General features: G+C 35.9%; 12 protein-coding genes. 4 read left to right on the top strand and 8 right to left on the bottom strand.

The features are described 5' to 3' along the window. Nucleotides 1-107 precede the first annotated feature (107 nt). The 6 genes from CLV73_RS02795 to CLV73_RS02770 form a co-directional block, all read right to left on the bottom strand. Nucleotides 108-1271 (bottom strand): serine hydrolase domain-containing protein, encoded by a 1164-nt coding sequence (locus CLV73_RS02795; protein WP_100375360.1) that lies wholly within the window; start codon nucleotides 1269-1271, stop codon nucleotides 108-110. A 105-nt stretch (nucleotides 1272-1376) separates the two neighbouring features. Further along, nucleotides 1377-1928, bottom strand: coding sequence for a helix-turn-helix domain-containing protein (locus tag CLV73_RS02790; RefSeq protein WP_100375359.1), 552 nt, complete (start codon nucleotides 1926-1928; stop codon nucleotides 1377-1379). Between the two features lie 142 nt (nucleotides 1929-2070). Next, nucleotides 2071-2679: an alpha-ketoglutarate-dependent dioxygenase AlkB family protein gene (locus CLV73_RS02785; protein ID WP_100375358.1), complete on the bottom strand. Its 609-nt coding sequence runs from the start codon at nucleotides 2677-2679 to the stop codon at nucleotides 2071-2073. A gap of 667 nt (nucleotides 2680-3346) precedes the next feature. Next, the gene (locus CLV73_RS02780; RefSeq protein WP_100375357.1) at nucleotides 3347-3910 is read right to left on the bottom strand and encodes a hypothetical protein; all 564 of its coding nucleotides are present in this window, start codon (nucleotides 3908-3910) and stop codon (nucleotides 3347-3349) included. Nucleotides 3911-3994: 84 nt separating this feature from the next. Next, the gene (locus tag CLV73_RS02775) at nucleotides 3995-5929 is read right to left on the bottom strand and encodes an RCC1 domain-containing protein (protein WP_157798708.1); all 1935 of its coding nucleotides are present in this window, start codon (nucleotides 5927-5929) and stop codon (nucleotides 3995-3997) included. A gap of 361 nt (nucleotides 5930-6290) precedes the next feature. After that, nucleotides 6291-7871 (bottom strand): helix-turn-helix domain-containing protein, encoded by a 1581-nt coding sequence (locus CLV73_RS02770; RefSeq protein ID WP_228424187.1) that lies wholly within the window; start codon nucleotides 7869-7871, stop codon nucleotides 6291-6293. Nucleotides 7872-8221: 350 nt separating this feature from the next. On the opposite strand from CLV73_RS02770, the gene CLV73_RS19140 reads away from it, so the two are divergent. Then, on the top strand, nucleotides 8222-8434 hold the full coding sequence (locus CLV73_RS19140; protein WP_262496320.1) for an alcohol dehydrogenase catalytic domain-containing protein: 213 nt from the start codon (nucleotides 8222-8224) through the stop codon (nucleotides 8432-8434). A 31-nt stretch (nucleotides 8435-8465) separates the two neighbouring features. Further along, complete coding sequence (locus CLV73_RS19070) at nucleotides 8466-9248, top strand: zinc-binding dehydrogenase (protein ID WP_262496319.1); 783 nt, start codon at nucleotides 8466-8468, stop codon at nucleotides 9246-9248. Nucleotides 9249-9334: 86 nt separating this feature from the next. Here CLV73_RS19070 and CLV73_RS02760 read toward each other — a convergent pair whose 3' ends face one another. Continuing rightward, complete coding sequence (locus CLV73_RS02760; protein ID WP_157798707.1) at nucleotides 9335-9841, bottom strand: hypothetical protein; 507 nt, start codon at nucleotides 9839-9841, stop codon at nucleotides 9335-9337. A 164-nt stretch (nucleotides 9842-10005) separates the two neighbouring features. Here CLV73_RS02760 and CLV73_RS02755 point away from each other — a divergent pair, with 164 nt between their 5' ends. Beyond that, nucleotides 10006-11796 (top strand): metallophosphoesterase family protein, encoded by a 1791-nt coding sequence (locus CLV73_RS02755; protein WP_100375353.1) that lies wholly within the window; start codon nucleotides 10006-10008, stop codon nucleotides 11794-11796. 105 nt (nucleotides 11797-11901) lie between these two features. On the opposite strand, the gene CLV73_RS02750 is transcribed toward CLV73_RS02755, so the two are convergent. Continuing rightward, a complete protein-coding gene (locus tag CLV73_RS02750; RefSeq protein ID WP_100375352.1) occupies nucleotides 11902-12963 on the bottom strand; it encodes a phosphatidylinositol-specific phospholipase C1-like protein in 1062 nt (353 codons plus the stop codon). A 327-nt stretch (nucleotides 12964-13290) separates the two neighbouring features. Here CLV73_RS02750 and CLV73_RS02745 point away from each other — a divergent pair, with 327 nt between their 5' ends. Further along, complete coding sequence (locus tag CLV73_RS02745) at nucleotides 13291-16335, top strand: SusC/RagA family TonB-linked outer membrane protein (RefSeq protein WP_100375351.1); 3045 nt, start codon at nucleotides 13291-13293, stop codon at nucleotides 16333-16335. Nucleotides 16336-16345: the final 10 nt, after the last annotated feature.

The following is a 16345-nucleotide window of genomic DNA, read 5'->3' as shown; positions in this document are numbered from 1 at the left end:
TACGTATGGTCTGAATCCCATAAAATTATATTCTATCTGAATAATAAAACCGCTGATGAATCATTCTCATCAACGGCAGGCGGTTACACAATAAAAAATTATTATTTCTATTCCGAAGCTTTATCCAGATGCCCCAACCATTTCAATGGTGAATAAGTATCTCCTATACAAAGCTTTAAGATCTGTGCATTATTCTTTTCAAAATTCTCACTGTTGCTGAGGATGATAACAGCTGTTCCAGTTTCCGGAAATGCCACAGCGTAATTCTGATTGGCTTCACCGTGTCCTGTATGGAAAAAAGCCTTACCAAAAGGCGAGCTGAACAATCCCACTCCTAATCCCCAGGCAAGATTAATAGCATCATTCTCATTGGTGATACAGTCTTTCAAAGGACCAAACCCTCTCTCACTCTTCACCATGATCTGCGGCTTTAGCATCTCAATATAAGCTTTACCAGATAGACCTTTCTTTTTCATCAGGTTGATCATAAAATTTGCGTAATCATTCGCTGTGGTGGACATTGAACCTGCTGCTCTGCTGCTTTCTCTTCTTTCCGAACCGTATTTTTTTCCATCTTTGAAATAGGCATTGGAGAAATTATTTTCAAATTTATTTTGCCAGATCATGTCTGTATGGCTCATCTTCAAAGGTCCAAATACTTCTTCCCGTGCAATATCCTCAAGCTTTTTTCCCGTATATTCCTCTATAATAAATCCCAAAAGGTTAATCCCTTCATTGGAATAATAGAACTTTTCGCCCGGCTTGGCGATGAGATTGACTTTGTTATCATACAATTGCCGAAGAACCGGAAGCCCTGAACTATGACTTAAGAGCATTCGGGGTGTGATTAGATTGAAAGATTCAGGATCTTCTGCCAGATCTTTCCATTTCGCATACTCTCCTATCGGTTTTTTCAAGTATTTGTAAACAGGCTGGTCGAGACTGAATATTCCTTTCTCAACCAGACGCATAAAAATGTATGCACTCACAGGCTTGGTTAGTGAGGCTGCGTACATTACTGTATTGTCATTCAGCTTCTGTTTGTTTTCAATATCCTTATATCCGAAACTAGATGAATAGATCACTTTATTGTGGTTGACAATGGCTATCTGCAAACCGGCAATTTTAGCACTATCGACTAAACGTGACAACCGCTGCTGAAGAATTTGAGAATCGATTGTTTTTCCGTTAAGATGTCTGATCTTGATATTTTTTTGAGCAACTAAAGGCAATATCCAGATTAAGAATAAGAGGGCGAAGAGTTTTTTCATGAGAGAAATATTTGTGACAAATTTAACGGCAAATTGCTATAATGTATCAGGTCTCTTTCACGACAAGTTTACGCCATTTGGCTCTGGAAAAGGCTTTTAAGGGGTTTATCTCAAAAATCGATAGGTTAAAGGATAGAAGCTGTCTTTTTTATTGATGCTCCTGAAAATATTGATAGCACAAATGACAAGAGCATAAAAATAGATGATCATCACCAACGGAAATCCAACGGAAAATACAAAGACCATTAATACAACAGACGGTACAAGGAGAAGCGACATTGTGATCTGAAAATTAATTACCAACTTCCCTTCAAGGTCGTAAGCCTGGTCTTCATCTTTTTTAAAAAACCAAAGAAGTCCGGGAAGAATTATATTGAAAACAGGAAGAAAAAGACCGATCAGAGCTAATATATGAAAAAACGGTTTTATTTTATCTTCATTTTTGATCTCCAGAGATTTTGGTAACTGATCGTTTACCATTAGTTCTTCAGTTCCTATTTCGAGTGAGTCCGCAAGCATCTTTAACGTTGCGGGATGAGCTTCAACCTTTCCGCTTTCGATTCGCTGTATCGTTCTTGCACTCACGCCGGAAACATCTGCGAGTTGTTGCTGGCTTAATCCTTTATTACGCCTGTAATGTGCTAATTTTGAAGTCATAGTAGACAAAAATAGGAAATTAATAATTTTAAATAATGAAATAACCAGCTACAAATGCACAAAAAATTTTATATTGCTTCTAAAATCGGTACGAAACTTTTCCCGAAATCTGTAAGACTATAATGAACTATACCTCTCTATATTATAATTCATTAATTAACCTGAATGTCAAATTGATTCTCTCCTTCATCGAAATAGTTGACTTAGCAATTCTATGTTCCCAATGTTCTTGCAAATCGCCTTTCATAATAAGCAATGAACCATGTGGAAGTGGTAAGCTGTATTTACTCTGGTGATGATCTTTTTTCCTGAAATCAAAATTTCTGGTCTGGCCAAGGCTGATCGATGCGATGACAGGCCGTTTTCCGTAGCGGCTTTCTTTGTCTCTATGCCATGCTACTGAATCATTATTGTCTCTATATAGGTTTAATAAAACTCCATTAAACCGATAGCCAAATTCTTTTTCAATCCTTTCTTTTAAAGAAAGCAGCTCAGGCGTCCATGGATTTGCTGGCTGTTTATTTTCTTCAGATTCATTATATTGTGAGTCACCATACCAAGCCGTTAGCCGTGGAGTCAGCACCATCTTATCATACATCTTTTGAGTGCATTGTTCCCAGGGAACAGTATCTAATAATTTGTTTTTAAGCAGATCGGCTTCTTCCCTGGTGAGAAAATTCTCTCTGTAATCCAAAAGATCCTTTGGAAACTCATAAAATTCTTTAGCATCAAATAAACTCAATTGGGCCATTACAAATTAAATTAAATTATTTATCTTAGCAATATCTCATTAGTATGGGATTTTTTTTCATCATTTGTGTTTTTTAACTTCCCTTCGGGGAAGTTTTGTATTTATTGAACTAAATATAAGAAAACAAAAACCTCTCCAAAAGAGAGGCTACACAAACCAAACATGAAATACTTAATCAAGCATTCTGCACCAAAAGACTACTTTTGAACGTACTAATTACCCAAAAACACTTTTGAATTGTGAAATAAATTTATCTGTCAAAAACACTATGCCATATTAATGTATAGTTGTTTTTCATTGTAGACACTGATTTGACTTTATCGTGCTGGTCAAATTTTATTGATAATGTTACCCCTTTCGTAAACCAGGTCCTATTGATTGTATAATAGAGTATATTATCCGATTCAACATAATTCTTTCCAAAATTTGAAATGATATTCTCTTTTGTTTTTCCTATCAAATAGCAAAACTTTCGCTTAATCTTTATCATTTTAATCTTTTTACTTTAGTATAATAGTACAATATATCAACTTTGTCAAGATTCTATTTCAACCGATTCATGACACTATCATTAAAACATTCATACAATAAGAATGGCCATGGGAAAAGATAACCTTATCCATCTTCCCATAACCATAACCCATTTCATTTGTTTTTTAGAATCATACTAGGGTTTCCAATAGGTCCACCCTTCTCCATTATACACAGCCAGCCTTTTAGCTCCTGTTTTATTTATATACACCATCATACCTGGGGCAGGATTTAAAATATCATTGGTATCCTGTACCATAGGAAGAATCATTGCTTTCGTATCCGACTCCAAAACCAAAACGCCATCGGCTGTGGAACTATTACTACCGATGATTACCTTTGCACCGGTATCTTCTGCCAACACCGGCTGTGCAGTCATTATTGCATTTATATCTGCGCCATGCCCGTTACTCAAGTCCGCCCATCCTTCAGGAGAATCTGCACTTATCACTCCGTTATAAAATTTAACTTTAGCTTTTGTCTGATCAGATGCATCCAATATAATAGTACCTTCTGCTAAACCTGCTCCTGAAGGAACAGTTCTCACATATGGTATAATAATTCCTTTATTTTGTCCAGCAGCAAAATCTACAAGAACAGACTGCTTATTTGATGCGGTACCTATTGCATCCCCAAAAATAACCTGTGAAAATGCACATGCAGATAAAGCAATAGCCACAATGGAAAATATCTTCTTCATTTTTTTTATATTTTTAAGTCAATATCATGTCCATCATCATATTTTTAAATAAGATGACAGTGGTTGATTTATTAATTATAATTATTATGGACAAGCCGGGTTAGAAAAACACGACCATACACCGTCTGAATATATTTTTAGGCATTTGGCAGTTTTGTCATAAACCATCATTCCTTCCTGAGGAGCAGGTATTGATGAAATTTCTGTGGAAGACATTCTTGTGATTACAAATCCCTTGGTATTGGACTCTAATGCAATATGTCCAGATTTCCTTACCATAGGCCAATTATCCGGAGAGTTGGTACCGGCACGTTTTAGCAGGGTGATTCCCAATTTAGTATCAGGTGCTGTACCTGAAATGGTTCCAGGATTATAACACGCACATGGATTCCCAGGATCGGTTGGAAGATAGTACGAAATTGTTACTATAGTACCTACTAATCTACATTTACCTGAAGCCACAGTAAAGAAAGCATAATACGTACCGGGTCCCATTGCAGTAACATTAGTTATCACCGGGCTATTGGCATCATTTGTTGCATGCCATTCCACTTCAGAAGAATTTATCTCCAAGTTTGCGTTATTTAAATTCGCTGTAGTTCCCGAGCAAATTTTTAAATCTTTTGATTTAGGTCCTAAGTCTGTTCCACAAACAATCAATACCGATGTTGAATACGTAAAAGATGTTGGATTACTGTTAGTAGCAGTTCCATCTCCCATACTTCCATTAGTTCTATGCCCTACGTATCCGAAGTTCTGGGAACATTTTTTAACGTTAATTGTAGTATGCCCTCCTGTTTCTACGGCAATTACTTCATCGGTAAGGCTGAGACCATCAGCTGCAGTGCTATTCCCCGGCATGTAGATAGGATCATAAAAAGCAGATGCTGTAGGCTGTCCGATCATATTTCCACTATTAGCCCCCCAAGCCCATTGCTTGTTATTGTTGGTTAACACGTTAATAGTAGCAGAATTAGCATAGTTGGAGTGTTCATTAGGAGAAATCCAAACGATATTTCCACCTAACGTATTGCTTCCTGAAACCGCTGTCACTTCATTCCAGACTGTACTTGTATTTGTACTTCCATCCCCCAGCTGTTTATTGCTGTTATCCCCCATAGCGTAGAGTTTACCATCGGTAGCTAAAAGATAATATGTCTGCAAGAGTGATGCACCACCTTGTGTCATCCCTATCATTTTTGGGGTAGCCCCTATAGGTGCAGAAACTTCTGTAGCATAATTTCTGGTTGCTGCGGCTCCGCTGTTAATATAGGTCCCGGTACCCCAGGTATAGAGTTTTCCGTCCGAAGTTAAAGCAAAAAGCGCATTCGGTGTCCCTCTCATTGCAACAACATTGTCAAGGTTAGGATTTCCTGCCAACGAGGTCTTTACACGATGCCAAATCACATTGTTTGTTGTACCCTCTGCTGTCCCATCACCATTTTTTGATCCGTTAAATGATAATACCCATGCATCTCCGCTACAGGTAACAATAGCCAAAGTACGATAAGACCCAAACATCATTTTTACATCTGAAGGATTTACTCCTGCTGGTAAACCGTCAGTCTTACCATTTATAGTGATTTTTCCGAAAGCCGATGTAGTCTTAATTGTTGAGCTTACCAAAGTATTTGTTGTCCCCCAAACATACAGCCCGTCTGTGGTTAATAAAGCAAACTGGTGTCCTGTGTTACTGACACTTCCAGCTGCCACTCTTAGCGGGGTTCCTATATAATTAAATCCATTGCTTGGTGCTATTAATGTCGGGCTTAATAAATCTGAAGTTCCATTACTATTACTGACTTGCCCCCAAACCTTAAAAGATCCGTCCTTTTCTTTCGCCAAAGAAGCATGAAAAACAGAAATCAAGTTGTCATATTCTATCGTATTTGGATCGGCACTGTTTACAAAAGTATTGGGATTACAACCCGACACACAGTATTGAGCCTGTACTGTAGAAGATATGAGTATTAGAAAAAATAGCTTTAATAATCTAGATAAAAAACCGTAATTATTCATTCAATATCGTATTTATATTCGTTGTCATTAATCCAATATAATATCTCCGATCCTTCATAGCAATTTTCTAATAGCTACTTCAACTTAAAAAAAGCTTATCCAAAAATGAAAAGAGGCTCATTAAAATGTTTAAGAATTAAACCGGAAAATAAAAGCAAGTACTTTCAGAATTTTCCAGTGCAAAAATAAAATGGATTACCTCCTTAAAACGAATAATAGTAATTACGAATTCCTGAAAAAGGGTGAATAAAAAACAAAAATAAAACACTACAAAACAACCAATTACAAAGATTTTAAGGATTATTTTTATTTATAAATATTTGAGCGAAATATCTCTCTTTTCATTCATTAATTCAGTATTTCATTCATTCATTATTTCTGAATTTTCAGTAATAGATTGTAAAAAATGCCGGAAAAACTCGGAAGGAGAAACATCTGTTACTTTCTTAAAAGCTGTTGAAAATTTACTTTGGGAAGAAAAACCTGCTTCTTCAGCTAAGGTTGCAATTTTGAACTTACGATATACAGGGTCATTTTTTACTTTTTCAATAATGAAAAGCACTCTCAATTCATTAATGTAATTATTAAAATCTTTTTTCTTTTCCCTGTTAATAATGTAAGATAAGTATTTTGTATTTGTATTACAGTATGACGCCAGGAAAGGTAAAGAAATTCCATTGCGGATAAATTGTTTTGATTTTTCAAATTTCTCAAGCTTTTTTAAAATCATCATCTCAGTCGCTTCTGTCATTAATGAATTCTCATCCTTTATTTCAGTTACAACTACATGATCATTTTCATCTATATGATCTTCATCTTCGTTCTTACTGGTTACATAATCCGGATCAAAAGACTTTGCATTTATCTCTAAATCCTTTATTACTTGGTTAATTTTATCAATTTTTCTTTTTTGGTATTTTCTATACATTATAAAATAAACAACCATTACAATCAGTAAGCCTCCAATAATAAAAATCAGCGAATTTTTGGATTCGGCTGTTTTTTCTACTTCCCTATTTTTCTTTTCAAGATTATTGTATGAATCATTGATAAAAGATTTAGAATTATTCTCAATCCTTTCTGACACAGAATCATTTTTCATGGTCACTTCCGACAATTTTTTAAAGTCCTCTTTCAAAAGATAGTATTTTTTTGAGGTTTTATAAATTTCATTTTTAAGGTCAAGATATTGTGACGTTTCTGAAATTTTTTCGGCAAGATCCAGATTTTCTTTTGCTTTTACTAAATCTTTCTTACCCATATAAACTTGAGCAAACCCATTATAAACCAATGCTTTGAGGAAATTATCCGGCATTCCATTAAGTTTCTGCAGTGCTTTATTATAATAAAAAAGTGCCTTGTCATAGTCTTTTAACCCCGTATAATTGAGCCCCAATAACTGTTCGTTATTTGCTGTTAGGAAATCATAATTCTGTTGGGTATTTTTATCGAAATAACTTTGAGACTTTCTAATTGCAGCAATAGATTTTTGATAATTGGCAACCCCGTATTCATAGTAAGCCTTTTCCTGTAATACAAAGCCCATCAGCTGTTTTTCAATAACAGGATTATTAATTCTTTTAATGACGTCAATTGTTTTATTGGCATACGTTAAAGACTTATTAAGGAGTCCTAAGGAACGATATTGAGAAGCAAGAAAGCCATCGATTTTGGCTAACCAAACATCATCATTTCCATTTATAATACTTTCGGCTTTTAATGCATAATCCACTGCATTTTTTATCTCGCCAGATTGTTTGTATAAAGAAGCTGATAACATTAAGCTTCTTGCTTTCAAAGTTGGTGTTTCAGAAATTGAAAATAATGAATCCGCTATGCTTAATGCTTTATTAAAATCTTTTTGGGAAGTTTCAAGGAAGGTTTTTGAATAAATAAGATTATAATTTTCCAGATTTTGTGCAGATATGCATATTACTGTCAAAAAAAACAAATTTACAGTAATTAAAAATTTCATAGTTATTGTATTTTATTTTAAAAATTAAAAAAACACAAAATTAGCTAATTTATTAGTTTAAGTAAAAATTTTAAACATTCATTTTCATGAAAAAGGATATTTTTTTTAAAAAAAATACAAATATCTTAAAATCCATACATTAAAATTATATTCTAGAATTGAATCCTGTTCGTTTTATATTTTGGGACACGAAAAAAACAAGTATCGATTTATTACGTTAATATTTATGAAGCTTTGTCATTTTTTATATTATTTTATAATTTCTGTCTGTTGAATATTCCTTAATTTTAAAGTATATAAACTCTAAAATTAAGCTTATGAAAGCAGTACGTTTTTTTGGTCATAAGGATGTCCGTGTTATAAACGACATGGAAAAACCTGTTCCTAAAGGAGATGAAGTTTTATTAAAAATCGGAGGCGCAGGAGTTTGTCATTCCGATCTCCATATTATTGATGAAGGTACCGTAGGAGACTCCGTATTTACATTAGGACATGAGAATGCAGGCTGGATAGAGGAAGTGGGGATCTGATGTAAAAGATTACAAAAAGGGAGATGCCGTTTTGGTATATGGACCTTGGGGATGTGGACATTGTAAACCTTGTCAGCAGTCTAAAGAAAACTATTGTGATCATCAGTCTGAGATGGCCTATGGAGGAGGTTTAGGACTTGATGGAGGCATGGCAGAATATATGCTTGTCCCCTCTTCCCGCTTGTTGGTTCCTATTTTTGATTTAGATCCGGTAATTGCAGCTCCGTTTACCGATGCCGCTCTTACTCCTTATTCAGCCATTAAAAGATCAATCTCGAAATTAACTCCTGATGAGTTTGTTGTTGTAATCGGTGTTGGTGGTTTAGGACATGTTGCCATACAGATCTTAAGAGAAATTAGTGCAAGTACTATTATTGCATGTGATGTTACAGAAGAAAAGCTTGCTTTTGCAAAAGAGCTAGGAGCTGCCTACACGATCAATTCCAAGGATGAAAATGCTGCTGAACAGATCCAAAAGATTACCGGCATCAAAAAAGCCAAAGTAGTCATCGATTTCGTAGGAGCCACTTCTACTATTGAGCTTGGAACCAAAATCGTGAGTCTGGACGGAGATCTTACCATTGTAGGATTAGGCGGCGGACATTATCAATACAGCATGTCGGGTTTACCATTTGGCGTAAGTATGACCAATCCTTATTGGGGTTCCAGAGTGGAACTGATGGAAGTTGTGGGACTGGCCCGTCAGAAGAAGATCCATATAGAAATTGAAAAGTATAAACTGGATCAGGCTAATGAGGTTTACGACCGTATGAGAAACGGAAAAATAAAAGGAAGAGCTGTTCTGGTTCCGTAATCAATAAAAAGCAGGAAGAAAATCTTCCTGCTTTTTACAATATTCTATAAATTTCTCTTGAGTAATAAGTAAGCAACTTCGGTATGTCATTCAAAATTACATATTACTTCATTAAAGTTCTTCGCATTTCTGGCCTTTAGAAGCTTATAAGCATTCGTAAGCACCTCCGTAAATTTGGTGTCAGGTACCACAATTTTTCTCCCTTCCATCTGTCGCAACGCTTTATCATTCTTCACATAATAGCGGTATTCGGTTTTAGTTTCCGGGCCTATTGCAGGACCTCCAATTACGATCTCTAAAGCAAAAATAAATTTATGATCCTTAAAATAGTATTCTGTTAAGGTATGTCCATCTCCTTTAATGAACTTTTCTACAATTTTCCGCACTTTATCATCTTGTAAATAATACGTAGTCTCCCCTTCATCCACACACTCTAGGTTCTCATATTTAAATTGCAGAGCTCTTAACTTAAGCGCATTGATTTTTTTGTATTCCGCACGGATCAAATCAATATCACCAATTGATCGCACCGTACTGTCTGGGTGAAAAACAGAAGCCCCTACTGCATGAAGAACAACATAAGTGCTGAACACCAGCAGTATTATAGGAATCGTTATTTTTATTTTATTCATTAAAGTGATTTTTTCAAAAATAAAAATATTTTCTGATTACCGGTAAGGTCAAAACCTTTACAATTATTTAAAATTTAATTAAAAAAGAACACGCAATCTTCTTTTAATTTTGTTTTCTTTTTAAGATGAACAAAGGAATTCTACCGTTTTTGTTTTTTATATTTTCGCTATTACCGGCACAGCAAAAGTCTGTGCAGATCGCTTTTCTTTCAGATGTCCATTTTCAGGATCTATATGGAAGCTTTTCAGATCAGGATTTCAAAGGAATTCTCAATCCGAAAACTGGAAAACCTACTATTTTGAGAACCATGGACTCTCAGCTACATTCAACAAGAATTTTCAATGAAAATTATTTTGCTTTTTTAAAGGCGTTGGATGATATTGCCTTAAAAGGAATTAAAATTGTAGCCATGCCGGGTGATTTTTCGGATGATGGACAGGCCTATAACCTTCGGGGATTACACAAGATTTTAGAACAATATCATAAGCAATACGGAATCGATTTTTACCTCACTACAGGAAACCACGATCCTGTAGGTCCGTTTCGCCAGGATGCCGGAAAGGATGACTTTCTCGGAGAAGACGGAAATCCTTTAGGAATTTACAGTAAGGAAAATATGGGGAAGGTAAAGAATACAATCATTACCAAAGACATCGCAGAATCCGGTTATATAGAAATTTTGCATGAATTAAGAGATTTTGGTTTTTATCCCAAAAAAGAAAATCTCTTCTGGAGTACGCCTTTCGGGTTTCAATCGGTTAAAAATTATTCTTACGAAAAAGCTTTACAGAGTGCGGATTATTCACAAAGGATGTACGAAGTTTCAAAAGGATTTTCCGTTCCCGATATGAGTTATGTTGTTGAACCTGTAAAAGGAATCTGGATGGTGGCAATTGACGGAAATACCTATATCCCGAAAAATGTAAAAGAAAATCCCGATATTCCTTCTAATTATAAAGGAGCAAGTATCGGTTACAACAATGTTTTGACTCATAAAAAACATCTAATCAAGTGGATAAAAAAGGTTATGCAGGAAGCAAAAGCTAATGGAAAAACAGTGATTGCTTTCACCCATTACCCGATGATCGATTTTAATGACGGGGCAACTAACGAAATCAAAAAATTATTAGGCGAAAAAAAATGGCAGCTGGAAAGGGTGCCCGAAGAAGAAGTCGCGGAAGTTTTTGCTGAAAACGGTTTGCAGATTCATTTTGCAGGACATATGCACATCAACGATACAGGGATCAGAAAAAAAGATAACAAAATACTGGTGAATATCCAGGTTCCTTCACTGGCCGCTTATCTTCCTGCTTATAAAGTGCTCACTATACAATCTCCTGATCTGATGGAAGTGCGAACAGAAGTTTTAAATGAGGTTCCAAATTTTGATATGTTATTTCCTTTATACGAAAAGGAATACAAAACCTTAGAAAAAGACAAAAATAAAATCATCTGGAACAGGGATATCCTGAAGTCAAAATCCTATCACGATTTTATGCTGTTCCATCTGAGAGAACTGGTCCGACTCAGGATGATTCCCGATGACTGGCCGAAAGATTTTATTGAAAAAGCCCAACACCTGACCGGAGAAGACCTGTTATTGTTAATTCTTGATCAAAATCAATTAAAAGAAAGGAACATCCGCTCAACAACCTACAGAACATGGACTTTTGAAGATCTTATATTAGACCTCTATAAATTTCAGTCGGCTGATGAACTGGCAAAAAAAGATATTCCAAAAGAAAGATTACAGCAATATGAGATCTTGGAAAAGCTGTATCAGCAAAACCAATTACAGGACCCTTTCCTATTACAATTACAATCTGTTTTTAAAATCATAAAGTTACTTTCCCACGGAGATCCGGCAGATCATTTTGAAATAGATTTAAAAAAACAGAAGATCCGCAAACTTTAATTTTTCACCCTTTACTTTTTCGACTATTGATTATAAAAACGAAAAGACTGTCAACAAATTAACAGCCTTTTCTATTGTAAATCTAAAAGTAAAAAATGTTCTTTATCAGTTTAAAGGATTTTTCCTTTCATAGGTATTATTATCAAAACTAATTTTATAGTTTGACTTGAATAATTTGCTCGGCTGATAATAATCGGTTGTGATGATCTGTGCTCCGCTCTTTTTTGCTTTTTCGAATCTTGAATAATCTTCTCTCCTCGCTTCCATCGTATCCGCATCAGCTCTGGTTCGGATAATATATCCTTGTTTTACTAAATCCGCAATCTCCGGACCTGGATCATTCATGAACACAACAGCGGACTCAGGAGTTCCCGGAGTGGAATTGGTAAAGACCATTCTTCCTTTTAAAGACGGATGACTTTTCATGTACAAATCTCTATTCTCACTGTTGTTATCCAGTACAAAAAGGAATTTTCCCTTAGCATCTTTTACTTTCGGCCAGTTTTTGTGTAAAACCGCTTCATTCAATGTTGTATAATTTCCCCTGATATCATCCGGTGTGATGATTTTATTTTTACCCAGGTAGTTTTTTAATTCATTGTCAAGATCGTTAAATAATTTTGAAGTATAATGTTCCGGTTCTGTTCCGAACTGGTTGGCTTTTCCGTCTTTAGGTTCCAACGTAACAAAAACCGGATCGTGATCAGGATGCGCATCAGACCATTTTTTCAAATCTTTCAGGCAGTCTTCCAGCGTATAATAATGTGTCTGATAATCAATGTCGGTAATATGGATCATTTTATATCCCGGCTTTTTCATTTTTCCTTCCGGATCAAAAGGCTGACTGGTCTTTACCAGATCTAAAATCTTCGGATGAGCATATTTACCTCCTTTACTGTCTGCATATACATCTATTTCAAGATTTCTTAATCCCAGATCCAGCTGTTGAGGAACCGGGATATGTTCGTATTGAATCCTCGGAAGAAAATTCAGTGAATCCTTTTTAGACAGGTATTCGTAAACCTCCGGAAGAATGGCCTTCTTATAAGAATTGTGCGAACCAATTACCTGAATCTCATTAATCTTTAAGTTGTTCAGATTCTGATACTGCGCCCAAAAAAGGTTTAATGAAGAAACATACAAACCTAAGAATATTGCCTTTTTCATGACTTCAATTTTTTGTAATCGCGAAATTAGGAAGTCTTTATTCAGCTTTGTTGTACAGTATATTAAGTGTTTTTTAAGATTATATGAATATCAAAAATCCTGTATTTATAAGTACCTGATAATGAAGTGTATTTCATTTTCTCAAAAAGAGAGATTTATATTTTATTGATTTTATGATAATGTTATGTTAAAATAGATTTGGGTTAAACGTTTTTACTTTGCATCTGAAAAATAAACACGAAAGATGAGAAAAAAATACCGCTGTTGCGGGAACAACAGCGGCTTTTTATTAAGCTAGCAATAGTAACAATTACTTTACTTAATGATATGTACCACAAGATTAATTTTTTTAAATTTAAAAAGCTAATTCCGATTGCATTGATTTTCCTGGTTGCCAACCAGGCTCATGCAGAAGGATTTTCTAAACACTCTCCCATTTCTTTTCAGGTTAAGGAACCTATCACCGGAAGCGTAAAAGACCAGGAAGGTTCTGCCATAGAAGGCGCGAAAATTACTGTCGTAGAAACCGGAGAGACTGCTACTACCGATGCATCAGGGAACTTTACGATTTCTGCCAATATCGGGCAGGCCTTATCTATTTCTTATGAAGGATATACGACACAGATCCTGAAAATTTCAGGAAGCTCAGTTTCTGTGAGTCTGAAATCTAAAAAAGGGGCAACTTCCATTGAAGAGGTTACCTTGGTAGGATATGGTTCTCAGAAAAAATCTGATGTGACAGGAGCAATCAGCCAATTAAAAGCAGCGAATTTCAAAGAAGGAATGAATATTTCCGTGGATAATTTGATGCAGGGAAAAGTAGCGGGTGTACGTATTGTACAGACAAGCGGTGAACCGGGAGCTGGGGTGAATGTTTCCATCAGAGGTATCGGTTCCATCCGAAGCGGGAGTACTCCTCTGTTCGTTGTAGACGGCGTTCCATTGAATAATGATCCGGTAAGCGCATCAAGCCCTGATTTCGGGTTGGGAAATACCGCCGCAAAGAATCCACTGAATTTTTTAAATACCAGTGACATTGAATCAATCACTGTTTTGAAAGACGCTTCTGCTGCCGCAATCTATGGAGCAAGAGGTTCGAATGGGGTTGTTTTGGTGACGACTAAAAGAGGAAAAAAAGGAGAACCTTTATTTACATATGATACCTATTTAGGTTTTTCTTCCGTGATCAAAAAATTAGATCTGTTAACAGCAGATGAATACAGAGCAGCAGGAATAGACAAGTCTTACGATCACGGCGGAAATACAGACTGGCAGGATGAAATCTACAGAAATGCCGTTTCTTCCAATCATTCGGTCTCGTTTTCAAAAGCCACAGATACGGGAAGCTATTTTGCATCGCTTTCTCATATGGACCAGGACGGTATTGTGCTGAACAGCAGTTTCAAAAGAACCACAGCCCGTATCAATGCAGAAGAATCTTTCCTTGATGATAAACGATTAAAAGTTAAAGTAAACCTTACCGCGAGTGATATCAGAGAAACAGGAATTCCGAATGGAGGAACTGCAGGATCTGATGGACAGTTGATTATCCACGCTTTAATGGCTAATCCTACCCGTTCAGTATACGATGAAAACGGAAACTATACCAATTTCAATATGAACGCTCATTACAATCCTTTGTATTTATTGAGTGTATATCAGGATAAAACCAACACCTTCCGAGTTTTAGGAAATACAGAAGCTACACTGAGAATTATACCGGGATTAAATTATAAATTCAATTTAGGGATCGACAGGAGTTTATCGGAAAGAAATACAACCATGTTCCCGAATATTACTGACAGAAGCCCAAAAGGAATCTATTCCCAGGCCAATCTGGATGCCTACAATATTCTTTTAGAACATTATCTGACTTACGATTTCAGCTTAGGCAGACATAATTTCAATTGGTTAGCAGGTTTTTCCTATCAGAAATTTAAAGCAACAGCTACATATTGGGGAGTAAGAAACTTCTTGGCTCAGGGAGCTGGAATTCCACCTGAAATTAATCCCGGATATTCCGGAGATGTTTTTATTCCACAGCCTGGGACAGATCAGGAGAATGAATTACAGTCCTATTTCGGAAGGGTAAACTACAACTTTGACAAGAAATATTTCTTAACGGCTTCTTTAAGAGCAGATGGCTCTACCCGTTTTGGAGACAACAATAAATACGGATATTTCCCTTCAGTTGCTGTAGGCTGGACGATTTCCAATGAGAACTTCCTGAAAGGAAATCCGGTCATTAATGAATTAAAATTAAGAGCAAGTTGGGGACAAACCGGGAACCAGGAGGTGCAGAACAAGATCACAAAACCAAGTTATTCATTGGCAGCCTCTGCAGGATATTATTTATATGATAATTTGAATCTTATCAATGGGGTTTTGATTAACAGAACAGCCTATCCGGATCTGAAATGGGAAACGGTAGAACAATCGAACATAGGATTGGATTTCAGCTTGCTGAAAAATAAATTATACGGGTCTCTTGAATATTATAATAAATCAACAAAAGACGCGATTCTGCGTATTCCATCTCCAGTATTAAGCCCAACTCCTATGATCTGGAGAAATTCTGACGGAACAATTAAAAATAAAGGTATTGAATTCTCTTTAGGTTACGAAATTATTAAAAATGAAAACTTCACCTGGAACCTTGATGTAAACGGAGCTACAGTAAATAATAAAATTACAGGGCTTCCTGTTTCAGAAATTTATTCAGGATCAGTATCGGGACCGGGACTTTCCGGGGTTACCGCCAATGTATATAAAAACGGTTACCAGGCGGGATCTTTTTATATGTATCATTATTTAGGAATTGATGCCAACGGTAAATATATTTATGAAGATGTAGACGGCGACGGAACGATTGGCCAAAAAGACAAAAAGATCTTTGAGGGGCCCATTCCAAAATTTACTTTCGGGATCAATTCTTATATGAAGTACAAGAAATTTGATTTTTCCTTCTCTTTTATCGGACAAACAGGAGGGTACCTGGTCAATAACACAGCGTTGGACTTAAATATCAACAATCTGGCTTCAGACCGAAACGTTTTGAAAAACTTCTACGATTCTGGAGCAAGTTTTACCAATCAGCCGCAATTGTCTTCTTTGTATCTTGAAAAATCAGACTTTATCCGTCTGAACAACGTAAGACTAGGCTATACTTTTGATATCAACCAACTGAAGTTTTTAAAGAGTATTAATCTTTATGTAAGTGCGCAGAACTTACTAACAATTACAAGCTATACAGGTTATGATCCGCTTGTCGATACCAGTAAACAGGTAGAAGGAAACCAGTCATTGGGAATTGATTACACAACATACCCCTCTGCAAAAACTTTCATTTTAGGAGCCACTGTTAAATTTTAAGTAAGAAATC

It is taken from the genome of Chryseobacterium geocarposphaerae (assembly GCF_002797535.1).
GTDB lineage: Bacteria > Bacteroidota > Bacteroidia > Flavobacteriales > Weeksellaceae > Chryseobacterium > Chryseobacterium geocarposphaerae.
This window is presented reverse-complemented; position numbering and strand designations above follow the sequence as displayed.

What these genes read in the sequence shown, in the direction of transcription:
- CLV73_RS02790 (WP_100375359.1), bottom strand. Translation starts at nt 1,928, where the DNA reads ATGACTTCAAAATTAGCACATTACAGGCGTAATAAAGGATTAAGCCAG.
- CLV73_RS02785 (WP_100375358.1), bottom strand. Translation starts at nt 2,679, where the DNA reads ATGGCCCAATTGAGTTTATTTGATGCTAAAGAATTTTATGAGTTTCCA.
- CLV73_RS02795 (WP_100375360.1), bottom strand. Translation starts at nt 1,271, where the DNA reads ATGAAAAAACTCTTCGCCCTCTTATTCTTAATCTGGATATTGCCTTTA.
- CLV73_RS02750 (WP_100375352.1), bottom strand. Translation starts at nt 12,963, where the DNA reads ATGAAAAAGGCAATATTCTTAGGTTTGTATGTTTCTTCATTAAACCTT.
- CLV73_RS02775 (WP_157798708.1), bottom strand. Translation starts at nt 5,929, where the DNA reads ATGAATAATTACGGTTTTTTATCTAGATTATTAAAGCTATTTTTTCTA.
- CLV73_RS02780 (WP_100375357.1), bottom strand. Translation starts at nt 3,910, where the DNA reads ATGAAGAAGATATTTTCCATTGTGGCTATTGCTTTATCTGCATGTGCA.
- CLV73_RS19140 (WP_262496320.1), top strand. Translation starts at nt 8,222, where the DNA reads ATGAAAGCAGTACGTTTTTTTGGTCATAAGGATGTCCGTGTTATAAAC.
- CLV73_RS02745 (WP_100375351.1), top strand. Translation starts at nt 13,291, where the DNA reads ATGTACCACAAGATTAATTTTTTTAAATTTAAAAAGCTAATTCCGATT.
- CLV73_RS02755 (WP_100375353.1), top strand. Translation starts at nt 10,006, where the DNA reads ATGAACAAAGGAATTCTACCGTTTTTGTTTTTTATATTTTCGCTATTA.